Here is a 19563-nt window from a genome sequence, read left to right as displayed (position 1 = left end):
TTCGCCGCCGATGCCCAACGCTTCGACCAGTTCTCCCTGAGCTGCTGCGGCCTGTTCCTCGACTACTCGAAAAACCTGATCACCGAACAAAGCCGCGACCTGCTGGTGAACCTGGCCAATGAAGTGGGCCTGCAAGACGCCATCAAGTCGATGTTCAGCGGCGAAATCATCAACGCCTCCGAAGGCCGCCCGGTGCTGCACACTGCCCTGCGCCGGCCCGTGGGCGACAAGCTCAGCGTCAACGGCGTGAACGTCATGCCGGAAGTACACAAGGTACTCAATCAGATCACCGAACTGGTCGGGCGCATCCACGACGGCCTGTGGCGCGGCTACAGCGAAAAGCCCATCACCGACGTGGTCAACATCGGCATCGGTGGCTCGTTCCTTGGCCCCGAGCTGGTTTCCGAGGCGCTGCTGCCGTACGCCCAGCGTGGCGTCCGCTGCCACTACCTGGCTAACATCGATGGCAGCGAGTTCCACGAGCTGTCGGCCAACCTGCGCGCCGAAACCACCCTGTTCATCGTCTCGTCGAAGTCGTTCAACACACTCGAGACCCTGAAAAACGCCATGGCCGCGCGCACCTGGTACCTGGCCCAGGGCGGCTCGGAAGCCGAGCTGTACCGCCACTTCATCGCGGTTTCCAGCAACAAGGCCGCCGCCGTGGCCTTTGGTATTCGCGAAGAGAACATCTTCCCGATGTGGGACTGGGTGGGTGGGCGCTATTCGCTGTGGTCGGCCATCGGCCTGCCAATCGCCCTGGCCATCGGCACAGCCAACTTCAAGGAACTGCTGTCCGGTGCCCATACCATGGACCAGCACTTCCAGACCGCGCCGTTCGACAAGAACATGCCGGTGCTGCTGGCCCTGCTGGGCGTGTGGTATGGCAACTTCTGGGGCGCGAACAGCCACGCGATCCTGCCGTACGACCACTACCTGCGCAACATCACCAAGCACCTGCAGCAGCTGGACATGGAGTCCAACGGCAAGAGCGTGCTACAGGACGGCACCCCGGTGAAAATCGATACCGGCCCGGTGATCTGGGGCGGGGTCGGCTGTAACGGTCAGCACGCCTACCACCAGTTGTTGCACCAGGGCACCCAGCTGATTCCGGCCGACTTCATCGTTCCGGTGGTGAGCTTCAACCCGGTGGCCGACCACCACCAGTGGCTGTACGCCAACTGCCTGTCGCAGAGCCAGGCGCTGATGCAGGGCAAGACCCGTGAAGAAGCCGAGGCCGAACTGCGCAGCAAAGGCCTGAACGAAGCGGACATCGCGAAGCTGGCCCCGCACAAGGTGATCCCGGGCAACCGCCCGAGCAACACCTTGGTTGTGGAGCGCATCAGCCCACGCCGCCTCGGCGCACTGGTGGCAATGTACGAGCACAAAGTGTTCGTGCAGAGCGTGATCTGGGGTATCAACGCCTTTGACCAATGGGGTGTGGAACTGGGCAAAGAGCTGGGCAAGGGTGTTTACCAACGCCTGGTCGGCACCCTGGAAGACAGCGCCGAAGACGGCTCTACCCAAGGCCTGATCAACTACTTCCGCGGCCGTCACCGCGGTTGATCCAACGCCTGTACGGGCCGCTTCGCGGGTAAACCCGCTCCAACAGGAATTGCACAGGTTTCAAGAATTGTGCGGTCCCTGTGGGAGCGGGTTCACCCGCGAAGAGGTCAGCACAGGTTGAACACCGCTCCCAGCTACACTGTCCTATCGAATAGCCGTTGCAGTCCATCGCCCCTTACAAGAGCAGGACCACCCGCCATGTTCGATATCCGCAATTACCCCCAGGCCCTGGCCGTCAGCCAATCCGCCGCCCTCACCCCCGACGAATACCGTCGCCTCTACCGCCAGTCGGTCGACGACCCTGACACCTTCTGGGCCGAACAAGCCAAACGCCTGGACTGGATCAAGCCCTGGTCGAGCGTGCAGCAATGCGACCTGAACACCGGCAAAGCCCGCTGGTTCGACGGTGCACAACTGAACGTCAGCTACAACTGCATCGACCGTCACCTGGCCCAGCGCGGCGAGCAGACCGCCCTGCTGTGGGAAGGCGACGACCCGAAAGATGCAAAGACCATCACCTACCGCGAACTGCACCATCAGGTCTGCCGCCTGGCCAACGCACTGAAAGCACGCGGGGTTAAAAAAGGCGACCGGGTATGCATCTACATGCCGATGATCCCCGAGGCTGCCTTCGCCATGCTCGCCTGCACCCGCATCGGTGCCATCCACTCGGTGGTGTTCGGCGGTTTCTCCCCCGACGCCCTGCGTGACCGCATACTCGACGCCGACTGCCGCACGGTGATCACCGCCGACGAAGGCGTGCGGGGTGGCAAGCGCATCCCGCTGAAGCAGAACGTCGACAAGGCCCTGGCCAGTTGCCCGGCAGTCAGCAGTGTATTCGTGGTGCGCCGCACCGGCGGCGATGTCAGTTGGGCCGAAGGCCGCGACCTCTGGTACCACGAGGCAACCGACAACGCTGGCGACGACTGCATCCCCGAACCGATGGAAGCCGAAGACCCGCTGTTCATCCTCTACACCTCAGGCAGCACCGGCAAACCCAAGGGCGTGCTGCACACCACCGGCGGGTACCTGTTGCAGGCGACCATGACCTTCAAGGTGGTGTTCGATTACCGCGACGGCGAGGTGTTCTGGTGCACCGCCGACGTCGGCTGGGTCACCGGCCACAGCTACATCGTCTATGGCCCGCTGGCCAATGGCGCAATCTCGCTGATGTTCGAAGGCGTGCCCAACTACCCGGACACCTCGCGCTTCTGGCAAGTGGTGGACAAGCATCAGGTGAACATTTTCTACACCGCCCCAACCGCCCTGCGCGCGTTGATGCGCGAGGGCTCGGCGCCATTGCAGGGTACTTCGCGCAAAAGCCTGCGCCTGCTGGGCAGCGTCGGCGAGCCGATCAACCCCGAAGCCTGGGAATGGTATTTCGAGGAAGTCGGGCAAAAGCGCTGCCCCATCGTCGATACCTGGTGGCAGACCGAAACCGGCGGCATCATGCTCACACCGCTTCCCGGCTCGCAGTCACTCAAGCCCGGTTGCGCCACCCAGCCCATGTTCGGCGTGCAACCGGTACTGCTGGACGAAAAAGGCAAGCTGATCGAAGGCCCCGGCGCCGGCCTGCTGGTGATCAAGGCCAGCTGGCCGGGTCAGATCCGCAGCGTTTATGGCGACCACCAGCGCATGGTCGACACCTACTTCAAGCCCATGCCCGGCTACTACTTCACCGGCGACGGTGCCCGCCGCGACGCCGATGGCGACTACTGGATCACCGGGCGCATCGACGATGTGATCAACGTGTCCGGGCACCGCATCGGCACCGCAGAGGTGGAAAGCGCGCTGGTGTTGCATGACAGCGTCGCCGAAGCAGCGGTGGTCGGTTACCCCCACGACCTCAAGGGCCAGGGCGTCTACGCCTTCGTCACGACCATGAACGGCGTGGCCCCGGACGACGCGCTCAAGGCCGAACTGCTGGCCCTGGTCAGCAAGGAAATCGGCAGTTTCGCCAAGCCCGAGCTGATCCAGTGGGCCCCGGCGCTGCCCAAGACCCGCTCAGGCAAGATCATGCGGCGTATACTGCGCAAAATCGCCTGCAACGAGCTGGACAACCTGGGTGATACCTCGACCCTGGCCGACCCCAGCGTGGTACAGGGCCTGATTGATAAACGCCTCAACCAGTAACCGGCGGCCACTGTTCATGGCCGCCCTGAACCACAGGTCGCCATGGAAGCCCTTCGCCGCCGCATCGAAACCCAGGTCATGAGCCTCACCGGGCTCGCCCTCGGCCAGCTCGACTTGGAATCGCCCAAGGGCGACCCCGGCCTGTTCGGCCCGCACAGCATCAGCTGGCGGGTACATGGCGACTTCCCGAGCATGCTGGTGGGCGGCATCAGCGCACTGATGCTGCAGTTGTTGCACCCGCTGGCCCTGGCCGGTGTGTGGGACCACTCAAACTTTCGTGAAGACCTGCTCGGCCGCCTGCGCCGCACCAGCCAGTTCATTTCCGGTACCACCTTTGGTGCCACCGGCGATGCCGAGTGGCTGATCGACAAGGTGCGCACCATTCACCTGCAGGTCACCGGCATAGCACCGGACGGCCGCCCCTATGCCGCCAGCGACCCGGACCTGCTGACCTGGGTGCATGTGGCGGAGGTGAGCAGTTTCCTCGCCGCCCACCTGCGTTACCGCAACCCGCACCTGCCGCGCGCCGAGCAAAATGCCTATTACAACGAAATTGCTCTGATCGCCGAACGCCTTGGCGCCCGTGACGTGCCACGTTCCTGTCAGCAAGTCGAAGACTACCTGCAACGCATGCGCGCGCAGCTGCACTGCGATACGCGCAGCCATGAGGTGATACAGATCCTGCTCGACGCCCCTGCCCCCAGCCGCCTGGCACAGCCGGTAGGCAAGCTGATGCTGCACGCCGGCATCGACCTGCTGCCGGGCTGGGCCCAGACCATGCTCGGCCTGCAGCACGGCCCCATGCAACAGCGCCTGATCCGCCTGGGCCTAAAACGCACCGCGCCTGTGCTGCGCTGGGCAATGCGCGACGGCTCGGCGCATCGGGCCAAACGGCGCATGGGCATCGAGTGAGGGCAAATGGTCGCCCCTGCGGAACTGATTTAACGTGCCATACTCCAAGCACTCCTGCTTAGACAGACGAAGCGACACATGTACAAAGGATTGACTCGCGCCGCTGGCGCAATCGTGGCCCTCGTAGCCCTCTACAGCCTGCTCGGCTTTCTCGTTCTTCCCGGTGTCGCGCTGCGCATCGCCAACCAGCAGTTGGCCCAGTACGCGACCGTGCCGGCCCACCTCGAGCGGATCGAACTCAACCCCTTCAGCCTCGAAATGACGCTGTGGGGCCTGCAGATCGGCGAGCCCGGCAAGGAGCAGGTCGGTTTCGAGCGGTTGTACGCCAACCTCTCGCTCGACAGCCTGTGGACCAAAGCCCTGCATCTGGAAGCCGTGGAACTCGAGAAGCCACGCAACGAGGTGCTGTTCGCCAAGGACGGTACCCTGAACCTGACCAGGTTGTTCAAGCTGCCTGCCAGTGAAGCGAAACCCGAAGAGCCGCCCAGCGACCCGTTCCCGCTACGTGTTGCCAGCATCAAGCTAATCGATGGCTACCTGCACTTCGAGGACCAGCGCCCCAGCGAGCCCATCGAGTTCCTCTACGACAACATGAACCTGGAGCTGAAAAACCTCAGCACCCTGCCCAACGACAATGCCGACATGACGCTGGTGGCCAACGGCCCCAACGGTGGCCGTGTCGACTGGAAAGGCACCTTGAGCCTGTCGCCGATCGCCTCCGAAGGCACCCTGAAAGTCACCGACGCCAAGATGAAGCTGTTCTGGCCCTACGTGCGCGATGCGGTGCCACTGGTGCTGGAAGACGGCGTGGTCAGCCTCGATACGCATTACAAGCTCAACCTCGCCAAACAGACCGAACTGCTGCTGGATAACGCCTCCCTGCGCATCGCGCCATTCGCCATCAAGGCACCGGACGGTCGCCCGTTGGCGCGCCTGGCCAGCCTGGAGGTGAGCGAAACCTCCGTAGACCTGGTCAAGCAACTTGTCAGCGTGGGCAAGATCCGCAGCGAAAAACTGGAAACCTGGGCGGCACTGGAAAAAGACGGCCAGCTCGACTGGCAGAAACTGTTCGCCAGCCAACCGGCCAAGGCCACGCCGAAGGAAAAGGCCGAGCCTGCCGCCGCCGAGCCTACGCCTGAAGAGAAAGCCGCCAAGGAGCCTGGCAAGCCGTGGCAAGTGCTGCTCAAGGACGTGCAATTGCGCAACTACCTGGTGCACCTGGCAGACCGCAGCCAGAAAGAGCCTGTCGCCTTGGACATCGGCCCACTCAACGCCGACCTGCAAGGTTTCGACAGCCTCAACCAGTCGCCCTTCACGCTCAAGCTCGATACCGGCGTAGGCAAGCAAGGCAAGCTGCAGGCGGCTGGCCAGGTCAACCTGGCGCCGATATGGGCCAAGCTGGATGTGAGTACTCGCGACATCGACCTGCGCGTGGCCCAGGCCTACATCAGCCCGTTCATCCTGCTGGAGTTGCGCAGCGGCATGCTCGCCAGCGACCTCAAGGTCGACCTGAAGAATACCGCGCCGCTGGCTTTCAACGTGACCGGCAAGGCGCAGGTCAACCAGTTGCATACCCTGGATACCATCAAGAGCCGCGACTTCGTCAAATGGCAGCAGGTCAATGTCGACGGCTTGTCCTACGTGCACGGCGATGCACTGTCGATCGACAAGGTGACCCTGCTACAGCCCTATGCGCGTTTCATCATCAACGAAGACCGCACCACCAACGTCAATGACCTGCTGATCCCGCAACCGGCCAGCGCCCCGGCGAGCAGCCCGGCGCAACCGGCCTCGGCCAGCAGCGACAAGCCGCTGGGCATCCACATCGGCCAAGTCGACATCAAGGACGGTTCGGCCAACTTTGCCGACCTGTCGCTCACCCCCAATTTCGCCACCGCCGTCCAGCAGCTCAACGGCCAGATCGGCACCATCGACAACCGCAAGCCGCTGCCGGCCAAGGTCGATATCAAGGGCAAGGTCGACCGCTACGCACCGGTTACCATCAAGGGTGCCCTCAACCCGTTCAACCCGCTTGCCAGCCTGGACATCGCCACCAGCTTCAAGCGCGTCGAGCTGACCACGTTGACGCCCTACTCCGGCAAGTTTGCCGGTTTCCGCATCCGCAAGGGCCGGCTCAACCTCGACCTGCACTACCTGATTACCAACGGCCAACTCAAGGCCGAGAACAAGGTAGTGGTGGAGCAACTGCAACTGGGCGAGAAAGTCGACAGCCCGGACGCGGTCGACCTACCGATCCGCCTGGCAGTGGCCCTGCTGAAGGATACCGAGGGCAAGATCTCGATCGAGCTGCCGGTAACCGGCGACCTCAACAACCCACAATTCAGCGTGATGCCGATTGTCTGGCAAACCCTGCGCAACCTGGTGCTGCGGGCGGCACAGGCGCCGTTCAAGTTCATTGGCGGGTTGGTTACCGGCGGTGGCTCGGAAGACTTGGGTAACGTGGCCTTCGCCCCGGGCTCCAGCGAACTCACCGGCGATGCCCAGTCGTCACTGGACAAGCTGGCGTCGGCGTTGAAAGAGCGCCCGGAGCTGCGCCTGGAAATCGAAGGCACCAGCGCCCAGGCCAGCGACGGCCCGCTGATCGCCCAGCAGCGCCTGGAGCGTGAATACCAGGCCACCTGGTACAAGATCCTCCAGCGCCGTGGTGAAAAGGTGCCGGCCAATGCGTCGATGCTGGTAGTCGACGACAGCGACAAGCCAGCAATGCTGGAAGGCATCTACCGCACGCGCCTGAAACAGCAACCGCCTGCCGAATGGGAGCAATTGGGCCGCGACGAACGCACCACCAAGCTACGTGAGGCAGTGATCAAGTCGTGGGCAGAAAGCACCCCACTGCTGCGTACACTGGGCCAAGAGCGGGCCAGCAGTATCAAGGATTACCTGGTGGACAAGGGCAAGCTGGAAGATGACCGGGTGTATTTCATCGATACCAGCCTGGGCCAGCCCGAGAGCGATGGCCGGGTGGTGACGCCGATGCATCTGGATGCCGAGTAATCCCCTCTAGCAGGCTTGACCTCTTCGCGGGCATGCCCGCTCCCACAGAGATCGCGCACTACCACAGACCTGCGCGATACCTGTGGGAGCGGGCGCGCCCGCGAAGAGGCCGGCACAGGCTTCAGACCAACCGCTGCCCCGACACCGCCGGGTGATACAGCGGCTGCACCTTGTTCCCCGCCGGGTCCAGCAGGTGGAAGCTGCGCGCCCCGTCACCATGGTTGAATGGCCTGTCCAGCAAGGTTACGCCATGGGCCTTGAAGTACTGGTACCAGGCTTCCAGTTCCTCCACGCTGTCCACAATGAACCCGTAGTGATCCAGGGTCTGCAAACCGTTGGCCGCCCCGGCTCCCCGCCCCAGCGAAAGGTTGTCGTTGCCGCAGGTGAGGTACACCAGGTCTTCGTTGGCGCGGTTCAGCACTTCCATGCCCAGCACCTCGACGTAGAAGCGTTCGCACTCCTCCAGGTTGGGTACCAGCAGGGCAATATGGCGCAGGCCATTCAGGCGGCCGGGACGTGCAGGCAATTCAGACATTGGCGAGGCTCCATTTTTGTATACAATTCATAATCGAATTTAAAACAAAAGGAGCGACTTGTGTATAGCCTGTTCATCAAGACCCGTGTAAAGCCCGGTTGTGCGAAGGAGTTTCTGGCAGCGATCAAGGTCAATGCCGCGGCGTCCGTTGCCAGCGAGCCCGGCTGCCTGGTGTTCGATGTGTCGCAGGACCGGGTCGACCCGGAGCTGATCTATCTGTACGAAATCTACCGCGACGATGCCGCGTATGAAGCCCATACCCAGACCGCGCACTTTCGCGACAGCCGCCCACTGGTAGAACCGCTGATCCTGGAGCAGGAATGCTTCGAGAGCGATGTAATCGCCCGCAACCCGGTGTACTGAGCGCCAAAAGCAAAGCCCCGGCACAGGGCCAGGGCTTCAGTAGAGGTGGCCAAATCCTTATGGCCGACGGGACATCCCTTATTCGGACTTCAGGCCATCAGCCGACACGGCCTTGACGCCTTTGATTTTCTTGGCGATGGCGACTGCCATCTCTTTCTGTGAATCGGTAACGGCAACATCGGACGACAGCGACACAACGCCTTTGTTGGTTTCAACCTTGATGTCGCTGCCTGGCACGCCTTTCTCGGTCATCAGGTCAGCTTTGACCTTGGTGGTGATCCAGGTATCAGAGGTAGCTTCCTTGGCTTGGGTCACCTCACCGGCCGCCAGCGTCATGGGGGCCTGGGTGGACTGTTGGGCGAATGCCGCGTTAGCCATGGTCAGGGTCAGAGCGGTAGCAGTAGCGGCAGCAATGGCGAACTTCTTCATGTGGGTCACTCCTGTTTTTTCGAAAGGTCTGCGCCTGTGTCCTGGCGGCAGGTATAAAGGTAGTTGCATGTGCTGTGCCAGCTTTGAGACTTCTATTTAACCCTTATAAATCAATTAGTTAGCACACAGCCATCAGTTGGGCGGTCGTGCATTTTGCAATCTGCGCGGTAAACCTGCATGCAAGATGCAAGTCCGCAAAAGGTTCCCGCCACCCATGAAAAAAGGGCCCCGAAGGGCCCTTTTTCTGTTGCGGTGCAGTCGCTTAGACGCCCGAGGCCTTGGCCGCGGCAACGTCTTTGATCGACAGTTTGATACGGCCGCGGTTGTCCACGTCCAGTACCAGCACTTCAACTTCCTGGCCTTCTTTCAGGATGTCGGTGACTTTCTCGACGCGAGCATCGCTCAGCATCGAAATGTGCACCAGGCCGTCCTTGCCAGGCAGGATGTTCACGAAGGCGCCGAAGTCGACGATACGCTCAACCTTACCCACGTAGATCTTGCCGATTTCGGCCTCGGCGGTGATGCCCAGGATGCGCTGCTTGGCAGCCTCTGCCGCTTCCTTGGTTTCGCCGAAGATCTTGATCGAGCCGTCGTCTTCGATATCGATCGAAGCCTTGGTCTCTTCACAGATGGCACGGATGGTGGCGCCGCCTTTACCGATGACGTCACGGATCTTGTCGGTGTCGATCTTCATCGCGATCATGGTCGGGGCGTTGGCCGACAGCTCGGTACGCGACTGACCAATGATCTGGTTCATCTGGCCGAGGATGTTCAGGCGCGCTTCCAGGGCTTGGCCCAGGGCGATTTCCATGATCTCTTCGGTGATGCCGTTGATCTTGATGTCCATCTGCAGCGCGGTAACACCTTTGGCGGTACCGGCTACCTTGAAGTCCATGTCGCCCAGGTGGTCTTCGTCACCCAGGATGTCGGTCAGAACGGCAAACTTCTCGCCTTCCTTGACCAGGCCCATGGCGATACCGGCAACCGGCGCCTTCATTGGCACACCGGCGTCCATCAGGGCCAGGGATGCACCGCAGACCGAAGCCATGGAGCTGGAACCGTTGGATTCGGTGATTTCCGAAACCACGCGAATGGTGTACGGGAACACGTCAGCAGCCGGCAGCATGGCCTGGACCGAGCGACGGGCCAGACGGCCGTGGCCGATTTCGCGACGGCCAGCACCGCCCATACGACCACACTCGCCCACCGAGAACGGCGGGAAGTTGTAGTGCAGCATGAAGGGATCTTTCTTCTCGCCTTCGAGGGTGTCCAGCAGCTGGGCGTCACGGGCAGTACCCAGGGTCGCAACGACCAGAGCCTGGGTTTCGCCACGGGTGAACAGCGCCGAGCCGTGGGTCTTCGGCAGAACACCTACTTCGATGTTCAGCGGACGAACGGTCTTGGTGTCGCGGCCGTCGATACGTGGCTTGCCGTTTACGATGTTTTCGCGAACGGTGCGGTATTCGATTTCGCCGAAGATTTCTTTGACTTCGGCAGCCGATGGCTGGCCTTCTTCACCGGAGAACTTGGCGATGGCCTGATCACGCAGCTCGCCCAGGCGGGCGTAGCGGTCAGCCTTGACGGTGATGGTGTAGCCCTGCGAAACGCCCTCGCCGAATTCGGCGCGGATGGCGTTGAACAGCTCGGTGTTGGCAACGGCTGGTTTCCAGTCCCAGGTAGGCTTGGCAGCTTCGGCGGCCAGCTCTTTGACAGCCTGGATAACGGCCTGGAATTCGTCGTGGGCGAACAGTACGGCACCCAGCATCTGGTCTTCGGTCAGCTCTTGGGCTTCCGATTCAACCATCAGTACGGCGTCGGAGGTACCGGCAACGACCATGTCCAGGCTCGAGGCAGCCAGTTGCTCGTAGGTCGGGTTCAGCAGGTAGCCGGTGCTTTCGTGGAAGGCAACGCGGGCGGCGCCGATCGGGCCTTCGAACGGGATACCCGAGATGGCCAGGGCAGCCGAGGTACCGATCATCGCAGCGATGTCCGGGTCGGTCTTCTTGCTGGTGGAAACCACGGTGCAGACGACCTGCACTTCGTTCATGAAGCCTTCCGGGAACAGCGGACGGATCGGACGGTCGATCAGGCGCGAGGTCAGGGTTTCTTTCTCGGAAGGACGACCTTCACGCTTGAAGAAACCACCTGGGATCTTGCCGGCGGCGTAGGTCTTTTCCTGGTAGTGAACCGACAGCGGGAAGAAACCCTTGCCTGGATCAGCCTGTTTGGCGCCTACCACAGTCACCAGCACGGTGACGTCGTTGTCGACGGTAACCAGCACGGCGCCGGTTGCCTGACGGGCAATACGGCCCGTTTCGAGAGTAACGGTCGACTGACCGAACTGGAATGTCTTGATTACCGGGTTCACGGTTTCCTACCTTTTTCAGTGGCTCTGGGGGAACTGGTTTCTTGCGAATTTGTGGGCAGAACGGGGAATCGGCCCCATTGACCGTCCAGATACAACACGAGGCTGGGAGCCTGGCTGAAGAGCGGAAAACCGCTCCACTTCACCAGGCTGCCAACCTCGGAGATACGCATGGCGTGCCCATAGACAACGCTGCCAGGCAGCGCTGCCACTGCATGAGACACGCCATGCACACCACTGACCAGGCCGCTATTAGCGACGCAGGCCCAGGCGACCGATCAGGGCGCTGTAACGAGTGGTGTCTTTACCCTTCAGGTAGTCCAGCAGCTTACGACGCTGGTTTACCATACGGATCAGGCCACGACGCGAGTGGTGGTCTTTACCGTTGGCCTTGAAGTGGCCTTGCAGCTTGTTGATGTTCGCGGTCAGCAGAGCAACCTGAACTTCCGGGCTACCAGTGTCGCCAGCGGCTTGCTGGAAGTCGGTAACGATTTGAGCTTTTTCTTCAACGCTGAGGGCCATTTGGCTTCTCCTGATAACGGATCCCGCAAGCGGGGTCCAATAGGCCAGGGACAAATCCCTGTATTAATAAAAAAGGTGTGACCGTGCCTACTGACAGCCACCCTTGATTCCGTAGGGTTCGGCCAAAGCCTCACCCTGCGGTTTCGGTCATTCCGACCGAATCAGCCGACGCGGCGCAATACGCCCGTCTTCGCTCACTTCACCGATACCGATGAAGCGCGCATTGTGATCCTGTACCCGGACCATGCCAAATTGTGGCGCGTCCGGCGCGCGTACCGCCTGACCATGCAGCCAGTAGAATGCGCTGTGCTCGGACAGGCTCACCATGGGCCAGTCCTGCAGGCCGCTGTCCGAGGGCATCAGGAAGCGATCGAGCGCTTCGTTACCGCCTTCGGCATGGGCCTGTTCAAGCGCTTCGAGCGTGACCGTTTGTGCCAGCGCGAAGGGCCCGGCCTGGGTCCTGCGCAACTCGGCAACATAGGCACCGCAACCAAGGGCCTCGCCGATATCCTCCACCAGGGTGCGGATATAGGTGCCTTTGCTGCACCCTACGGTCAACCGTGCACGAGTGCCTTCGCACTCCAGCAACTCCAAGCGGTTAATAGTAACAGAACGCGCCTCGCGCTCCACTACCTCTCCTGCACGTGCCAGCTTGTACAACGGCTGGCCGTCACGCTTGAGCGCCGAGTACATCGGCGGTATCTGGCTGATCGGGCCACGAAAACGTGGCAGCACCGCTTCGATGTCGGCACGACCAACGGTCACTTCGCGGGTCTGCAGCACCTCACCTTCAGCATCGCCGGTGTTGGTAGTCTGCCCCATCTGCATGACGGTTTCGTAGCCCTTGTCGGAATCGAGCAGGTACTGCGAAAACTTGGTCGCCTCGCCGAAGCACAGCGGCAGCACGCCGGTTGCCAACGGGTCGAGGCTACCGGTGTGACCGGCCTTTTCCGCGTTGAGCAGCCAGCGCACCTTTTGCAGGGCGGCGTTGGACGTGAAGCCCAGAGGCTTGTCGAGCAGGATGATGCCGCTGACATTGCGGCGGATACGTTTGACCTGGGCCACCGCTTACTCCTTGGTGTCCAGCTCGTCGGTATCCTTGTGCAGGCGGTCTTCGGCCACTGCACGCTCGATCAGCGCCGACAGGTGCACACCGCGGCTGACGCTTTCATCGAAGTGGAAGTGCAACTGCGGCACGCTGCGCAGCTGCATCGAGCGGCCCAGGTGCAGACGCAGGAAGCTGGCAGCACTGTTGAGTGCCTTCAACGACTGCTTCACGGCGTCTGGCGTTTCCTCGCCCATGACGGTGATGAACACCTTGGCATGGCCCAGGTCACGGCTGACGTCCACGGCGGTGATGGTGACCAGACCGACACGTGGATCCTTGACTTCGCGACGGATCAGCTCGGCCAGCTCGCGCTGCATCTGATCGCCGATACGTTGGGTACGGCTGTATTCTTTGGCCATTCTTGCTACCTGTAACTTAAAGCGGCAAACGCCCGGTCAGACGAATGCCTGACCGGGCGCTACCTGAAGAGGTGCCGCAAACCGCCCTGTAGCGGGCGTTTGCGGCTAGCTCGCCCTTAGAGGGTACGAGCCACCTGGACTTTCTCGAACACTTCGATCTTGTCACCGACCTTGACGTCGTTGTAGCTCTTGACGCCAATACCGCACTCCATGCCGTTACGCACTTCGGCGGCGTCGTCCTTGAAGCGACGCAGCGATTCCAGCTCGCCTTCGAAGATAACCACGTCTTCGCGCAGTACGCGGATCGGACGGTTACGGTACACGGTACCCTCGATGACCATACAGCCAGCGATGGCGCCGAATTTCGGCGAACGGAACACGTCACGTACTTCGGCGACACCCAGGATGTTCTCGCGAACATCGCTGCCGAGCATGCCGGTCAGGGCCTTCTTGACGTCTTCGATGATGTCGTAGATCACGTTGTAGTAACGCATATCCAGACCTTCCTGCTCGACGATCTTGCGCGCGCCGGCATCGGCACGCACGTTGAAGCCGAACAGTACTGCATTCGAAGCCAGCGCCAGGTTGGCGTCGCTCTCGGTGATACCACCGACGCCGCCACCGATCACACGGACCTGTACTTCGTCGTTGCCCAGAGCGCCGAGCGAACCGTTGAGCGCCTCGAGCGAACCGCGAACATCGGTCTTGAGAACGATGTTGAGGGTTTTCTTCTCGGCCTGGCCCATGTTCTCGAAGATGTTTTCCAGCTTGCCGGCGTGAGCACGGGCCAGCTTGACCTCGCGGTACTTGCCTTGACGGAACAGGGCAACTTCGCGGGCTTTCTTCTCGTCGGCCACTACCGACAGCTCGTCACCAGCTTCCGGCGTGCCATCCAGGCCGAGGATCTCGACCGGGATCGACGGGCCAGCTTCCTTCACAGGCTTGCCGTTCTCGTCGAGCATGGCGCGAACACGGCCATAGTTGGAGCCACACAGGACCATGTCGCCCTGACGCAGCGTACCGTCCTGGACCAGGATGGTAGCAACCGGACCACGGCCCTTGTCGAGGCGCGATTCAACCACGACACCACGGCCTGGGGCGGTCGGCGTAGCGGTCAGTTCGAGAACCTCGGCCTGCAGCAGGACGGCTTCGAGCAGTTCGTCGACACCAGTACCCATCTTCGCCGAAACCTTGACGAACGGCGTGTCACCACCCCATTCCTCGGAGGTCACGCCTTCGACGGACAGTTCGTTGCGGATGCGATCGAGGTCAGCGCCTGGCTTGTCGATCTTGTTCACCGCGACCACCAGCGGAACGCCAGCTGCCTTGGCATGCTGAACGGCCTCGCGGGTTTGCGGCATCACGCCGTCGTCCGCCGCCACCACCAGGATGACGATGTCGGTCGCCTTGGCACCACGTGCACGCATCTGAGTGAAAGCTGCGTGGCCCGGGGTGTCGAGGAAGGTGACCATGCCGCGGTCGGTTTCGACGTGGTAGGCACCGATGTGCTGGGTGATACCACCGGCTTCGCCAGCGGCAACCTTGGCACGACGGATGTAGTCGAGCAGCGAGGTCTTACCATGGTCAACGTGACCCATGACAGTTACCACCGGCGCACGCGACTCGGACTGGCCTTCAAATTTCAGCGATTCGGCCAGGGAGTCTTCCAGGGCGCTGTCGCTGATCAGAGTGACCTTGTGGCCCAGCTCTTCTGCGATCAGCTGAGCGGTTTCCTGGTCGAGTACCTGGTTGATGGTAACCGGGGTGCCCATCTTGAACATGAACTTGACAACTTCAGCGCCCTTGACGGACATCTGGTTGGCCAGTTCGGAGACCGTGATGGTCTCGCCGATGGTCACGTCACGGATGACGGGGCCGGTCGGGTTCTGGAAGCCATGCTGGTTACGCTTCTTCAGCTTGCCCTTGCCACCACGACCGCGACGAGCGCCATCGCTCTCTTCGTCGGTGGTACGCGGAGCGGCACGCGGAGTCGGCGCCTTTTCCTTTTCCTTGACCTTGACCTTGATCGACACACGAGGCGCCTCGCCACGACGACGATCGTCATCGCGAGTACGGCTTTCGTTGCGACGGGTCTCGTCCTTCTTGCGCTCGGCAGCACGGGCTGCAGCGTCTTCGGAGGCCGGGGCGTCGGCGACTACCGGAGCCGGGGCAGCGGCAGGTGCCGGCTCTGGCTTGGCGGCAGGCGCAGGAGCGGCTACAGCAGAGTCGGCTGCCTGACGGCGAGCCTGATCTTCGTTGCGCTGGCGGACTTCGGCATCAACCTTGTCACGAACGGCGTTTTCAGCCGCGCGGCGCTCTTCCACTTCACGCTTCTGCTCAGCCTGGACTTCTTCCGGGCTGCGCTGCACGAATACTTTCTTCTTGCGTACTTCTACGCTAATGCTCTTGCTACCGGCGACACGCAGGGTGCTGGTGGTTTTGCGCTGCAAGGTAATCTTGCGCGGCTCTTCCGCCTTGCTCTTGTGGCTGCTTTTCAAATGAGTCAGCAGGGTCTGCTTCTCATTGTCGGTCACTACCTGACCGGCGTCGGTGTGCGGCAGACCTGCCTCACGCATCTGCTGCAGCAGGCGCTCTACCGGTGCCTCGACCTCTTGGGCCAGTTCTTTCACCGTGACTTGCGTCATGCACTTCTCTCCTCAGGCCGCGCCTAATTACTCGAACCAATGGGCTCGGGCGGCCATGATCAACTTGCCGGCACGCTCTTCGTCGATGCCGTCGATGTCGAGCAGATCGTCGATCGACTGCTCGGCCAGGTCTTCGCGGTTAACCACGCCGCGCACCGCCAGTTCAGCCGCCAGGTCCTTGTCCATACCCTCAAGAGAGAGCAGGTCTTCGGCCGGGTGGGCGTCTGCCAGTTTTTCTTCGGTAGCGATGGCCTTGGTCAACAAACGGTCCTTGGCTCGAGCGCGGAGCTCATTGACGATATCTTCGTCAAAGCCATCGATGTTGAGCATTTCTTCCAACGGTACGTAGGCAATTTCTTCGAGGCTGGTGAAGCCTTCGTCGACCAGCACTTGGGCCAGCTCCTCGTCGACTTCCAGTTCATCGATGAAATTGCGCAGGATGTCACCTGTTTCGGCCTGCTGCTTGGCCTGAATGTCCTTCTCGGTCATCACGTTCAGGGTCCAGCCGGTCAACTGACTGGCAAGACGAACGTTCTGACCGCCACGGCCAATGGCCTGGGCCAGGTTATCCTCGGCGACGGCGATGTCCATGGCATGGGCATCTTCATCAACGATGATCGCCGCGACTTCAGCCGGCGACATGGCGTTGATGACGAACTGCGCCGGGTTATCGTCCCAGAGGACGATATCCACACGCTCACCACCCAACTCCCCGGATACAGCTTGGACGCGCGAACCACGCATGCCGATACAGGCGCCTTGCGGGTCGATGCGCTTGTCCTTGGAGCGGACGGCGATCTTGGCTCGCGAACCCGGATCACGGGAGGCAGCCATGACTTCAATGAGGCCCTCGGCAATTTCCGGCACTTCAATGCGGAAAAGCTCGATCAGCATCTGTGGCGCGGTGCGCGACAGGATCAGCTGAGGACCACGGTTTTCAGTGCGAATTTCCTTGAGCAGTGCACGCAGGCGCACACCCACACGGAAGGTTTCGCGCGGAATAATATCTTCGCGGGCCAGCAAGGCCTCGGCGTTGTTACCCAGGTCAACGATGACGTTGTCGCGGGTAACCTTTTTAACGGTACCGGAAATGATCTCGCCTACGCGTTCGCGGTAAGCATCAACCACCTGGGCACGCTCGGCCTCACGGACCTTCTGTACGATGACCTGCTTGGCGGTCTGGGCGGCGATACGACCGAACTCGATGGACTCGATCTTCTCCTCGATCACGTCACCAATCTTGGCTTCCGGATGAGTGTCCTTGATCTTGTCCAGCCAGGTTTCGATCGCCGGATCATCAAGATCGGCTTCATCGACCACGGTCCAGCGACGGAAGGTCTCGTAGCTACCGGTGTGACGATTGATTTCCACACGCAGATCGACTTCATCTTCAAAACGTTTTTTGGTCGCAGTGGCCAGGGCCACTTCCAGCGCTTCGAAAATGACGCCGGGCGGTACACCTTTTTCGTTGGATACCGATTCAACAACCAGCAGTACTTCTTTGCTCATCGTACGCCTCGCCTTGCGCAAGCCATTGGGCCCGGATAGTCCGCCGGGCCCGGCACGTCTCAGTCAAAACTGGGAATAATATTGGCCTTGTCGATCGAGTCGATCGGCAACAGGAACTCTTGGTCGTCCACCTGGACCACCACATCCTGCTCCTCCACACCGCGGAGAAGGCCCTGGAAGTTACGACGACCCTCGAAGGGTGAGCGCAGCTTGATCTTCACTTGTTCGCCGGCATGCGAGGCAAACTGTTCAAGCGTGAACAGCGGGCGTTCCATGCCAGGAGAAGAAACCTCTAGGGTATATTCAGAGCTGATCGGATCTTCCACATCGAGAACGCTGCTGACCTGACGGCTGACTTCTGCGCAGTCGTCCACCAGAATCCCGCCTTCCTTGTCGATGTAGACACGTAGTACCGAATGCTTGCCTTGGGAGACGAATTCAATCCCCCAGCATTCGAAGCCCAGCCCCGTGACCACCGGGGCCAACAAGGCCTGCAACTGTTCTAGCTTGCTCGACACCTGAACCCCCTCGTGCATGCTGTGCAAATGAAAAATGGGCGAAGCGCCCATCCCTGAAAGCGCCGTTGGACAACGACGCCGAAAACTGTTCGGTTAGCAAAAAGCCCCTGAAAAGGGGCTCCGCTGAAGCTGGTTGCGGGGGCTGGATTTGAACCAACGACCTTCGGGTTATGAGCCCGACGAGCTACCAAGCTGCTCCACCCCGCGACAAAGCTGGGGCGAAAGTATAAGACCGAACCCCATTGAGGGTCAAATCCAAACCTTCACCTACAAGAAAGCCCGCTAAAGCGGGCTCTCAAGCTTCAATATGGTACCGAGAAGGGGACTCGAACCCCTACACCCTATGGGCACAACCACCTCAAGGTTGCGTGTCTACCAATTCCACCACCTCGGCAATACTACTACTTGAAACCCGTTACTTCTGCTCTGGAGCCGGAGGAGGTACATCACCCGTATTATTGGTGGTTTCGCTCTTCTGCTGTTGGAGCACCGGTACATCATCATTAACTGCCGGCTTCTGCTGCTCTTTCACTTCTAGCACTGCTGGATCTGGAAGACCTGCTTGGCTAAGCTGGTGAGCTTGTTGCTTCGCGAAGTATCCTAACCCAAGTGCTGTCAAAAAGAAAGTGGCAGCGAGTATAGCAGTGAATTTACTTAGGAACGTTGCAGAGCCCTGGCTCCCGAACACGGTATTTGAAGCACCCGCGCCGAAAGATGCACCTGCTTCGGCACCCTTACCCTGTTGCAACAGTACCAGCACTACAAGCGACAGCGCTGCCAACAGATGAAAAACAACGATGACTGTTTCCAGCATTTGTTCAGTTTCCTGCGGCGCGACAAATTGCACCGAATTCGTCTGCGTTCAGGGAAGCCCCACCAATGAGCCCCCCATCGATATCCGGCATGCCGAACAGTTCGGCCGCATTGGCCGCCTTCACGCTGCCGCCGTAGAGCAGCTGCACCTTCGCAGCTACTTCAGCATCTTCTGCCGCCAGCTGGCCGCGGATGGCGGCGTGCACATCCTGGGCCTGCTGTGGCGTGGCCGTCAGGCCGGTGCCGATGGCCCAAACAGGCTCATAGGCAATTACTGCATTGGCAAAAGCCTTAACACCGAATGCTTCGATGATACTGCTTAGTTGACGCCCGACAACTTCAAGCGTTTTGCCTGCCTCGCGCTCTTCAAGGGTTTCCCCAATGCAAAGCACTGGCTTCAAACCTTTGGCCTGGGCCGCTGCAAACTTGCGATTGAGCACTTCGTCGGTTTCACCAATGATCTGGCGACGCTCCGAGTGACCCACCAACACCAACTTGCAACCTGCTTCAACCAGCTGCTCCGGAGCAACTTCCCCGGTCAGCGCACCCTGTTCGGGTTGTACAGCAGAATTCTGTGCGCCGACAGTTATTTCTTTACCTGCCAGGCCATCAATCACCTGATTGATGAACAAAGCCGGTGGAAACACCGCGACTTCCACTCCGCTCGGCAAGGCGAGATTGCTCAAGCCTTCGGTCAGCTCAGCGACGCTAGCGCGGGTACCGTGCATCTTCCAGTTACCAGCTACCATAGGGCGACGCATGCTTTACCTCGTC

16 protein-coding genes and 2 tRNA genes are annotated in these 19563 nt (G+C 60.8%); 5 read left to right on the top strand and 13 right to left on the bottom strand.

All coding sequences use genetic code 11. The annotated features are described in order from the left end of the window. From pgi to E8E78_RS25965, 4 genes are all read left to right on the top strand, one after another. The coding region (gene pgi, locus E8E78_RS25980) for a glucose-6-phosphate isomerase (RefSeq protein WP_280315063.1) at positions 1-1563 on the top strand (1563 nt) is incomplete at its 5' end. A gap of 198 nt (positions 1564-1761) precedes the next feature. Next, positions 1762-3696, top strand: a complete 1935-nt coding sequence (gene acs / locus E8E78_RS25975; RefSeq protein WP_084966592.1) for an acetate--CoA ligase — start codon at positions 1762-1764, stop codon at positions 3694-3696. Positions 3697-3738: 42 nt separating this feature from the next. Then, on the top strand, positions 3739-4608 hold the full coding sequence (locus E8E78_RS25970; RefSeq protein WP_049273711.1) for an oxygenase MpaB family protein: 870 nt from the start codon (positions 3739-3741) through the stop codon (positions 4606-4608). A 78-nt stretch (positions 4609-4686) separates the two neighbouring features. Continuing rightward, entirely contained in the window at positions 4687-7623 is a 2937-nt protein-coding gene (locus tag E8E78_RS25965; protein WP_059395884.1) for a DUF748 domain-containing protein, read from the top strand. Between the two features lie 121 nt (positions 7624-7744). Here E8E78_RS25965 and E8E78_RS25960 read toward each other — a convergent pair whose 3' ends face one another. Next, complete coding sequence (locus tag E8E78_RS25960; RefSeq protein WP_016501630.1) at positions 7745-8158, bottom strand: VOC family protein; 414 nt, start codon at positions 8156-8158, stop codon at positions 7745-7747. Between the two features lie 60 nt (positions 8159-8218). On the opposite strand from E8E78_RS25960, the gene E8E78_RS25955 reads away from it, so the two are divergent. Then, complete coding sequence (locus tag E8E78_RS25955) at positions 8219-8521, top strand: putative quinol monooxygenase (protein WP_049277401.1); 303 nt, start codon at positions 8219-8221, stop codon at positions 8519-8521. A gap of 78 nt (positions 8522-8599) precedes the next feature. Here the strand turns inward: E8E78_RS25955 and E8E78_RS25950 are convergent, their stop codons facing one another. The 12 genes from E8E78_RS25950 to tpiA form a co-directional block, all read right to left on the bottom strand. Next, positions 8600-8950, bottom strand: coding sequence for a BON domain-containing protein (locus E8E78_RS25950; protein ID WP_016501632.1), 351 nt, complete (start codon positions 8948-8950; stop codon positions 8600-8602). Between the two features lie 262 nt (positions 8951-9212). After that, entirely contained in the window at positions 9213-11318 is a 2106-nt protein-coding gene (gene pnp, locus E8E78_RS25945; protein ID WP_016501633.1) for a polyribonucleotide nucleotidyltransferase, read from the bottom strand. A gap of 249 nt (positions 11319-11567) precedes the next feature. Further along, positions 11568-11837, bottom strand: coding sequence for a 30S ribosomal protein S15 (gene rpsO / locus E8E78_RS25940; protein WP_012274241.1), 270 nt, complete (start codon positions 11835-11837; stop codon positions 11568-11570). Positions 11838-11984: 147 nt separating this feature from the next. Next, on the bottom strand, positions 11985-12902 hold the full coding sequence (truB, locus tag E8E78_RS25935; RefSeq protein ID WP_016501634.1) for a tRNA pseudouridine(55) synthase TruB: 918 nt from the start codon (positions 12900-12902) through the stop codon (positions 11985-11987). A 3-nt stretch (positions 12903-12905) separates the two neighbouring features. Then, positions 12906-13304, bottom strand: coding sequence for a 30S ribosome-binding factor RbfA (gene rbfA, locus E8E78_RS25930; RefSeq protein WP_016489165.1), 399 nt, complete (start codon positions 13302-13304; stop codon positions 12906-12908). Positions 13305-13420: 116 nt separating this feature from the next. Beyond that, on the bottom strand, positions 13421-15949 hold the full coding sequence (gene infB, locus E8E78_RS25925) for a translation initiation factor IF-2 (protein ID WP_049277398.1): 2529 nt from the start codon (positions 15947-15949) through the stop codon (positions 13421-13423). Between the two features lie 27 nt (positions 15950-15976). Then, positions 15977-17458, bottom strand: a complete 1482-nt coding sequence (nusA, locus tag E8E78_RS25920; RefSeq protein ID WP_016489167.1) for a transcription termination factor NusA — start codon at positions 17456-17458, stop codon at positions 15977-15979. 59 nt (positions 17459-17517) lie between these two features. Further along, a complete protein-coding gene (rimP, locus tag E8E78_RS25915; RefSeq protein ID WP_033702568.1) occupies positions 17518-17976 on the bottom strand; it encodes a ribosome maturation factor RimP in 459 nt (152 codons plus the stop codon). Positions 17977-18106: 130 nt separating this feature from the next. After that, positions 18107-18183 (bottom strand) — tRNA-Met (locus E8E78_RS25910). 101 nt (positions 18184-18284) lie between these two features. Then, positions 18285-18370, bottom strand: a tRNA-Leu gene (locus E8E78_RS25905). Positions 18371-18391: 21 nt separating this feature from the next. Next, positions 18392-18790, bottom strand: coding sequence for a preprotein translocase subunit SecG (secG, locus tag E8E78_RS25900; protein ID WP_049277396.1), 399 nt, complete (start codon positions 18788-18790; stop codon positions 18392-18394). Between the two features lie 4 nt (positions 18791-18794). Then, on the bottom strand, positions 18795-19550 hold the full coding sequence (gene tpiA, locus E8E78_RS25895) for a triose-phosphate isomerase (protein WP_043202566.1): 756 nt from the start codon (positions 19548-19550) through the stop codon (positions 18795-18797). Positions 19551-19563: the final 13 nt, after the last annotated feature.

Source organism: Pseudomonas sp. BN505 (assembly GCF_029873175.1).
Classification (GTDB): domain Bacteria; phylum Pseudomonadota; class Gammaproteobacteria; order Pseudomonadales; family Pseudomonadaceae; genus Aquipseudomonas; species Aquipseudomonas putida.
This window is presented reverse-complemented; position numbering and strand designations above follow the sequence as displayed.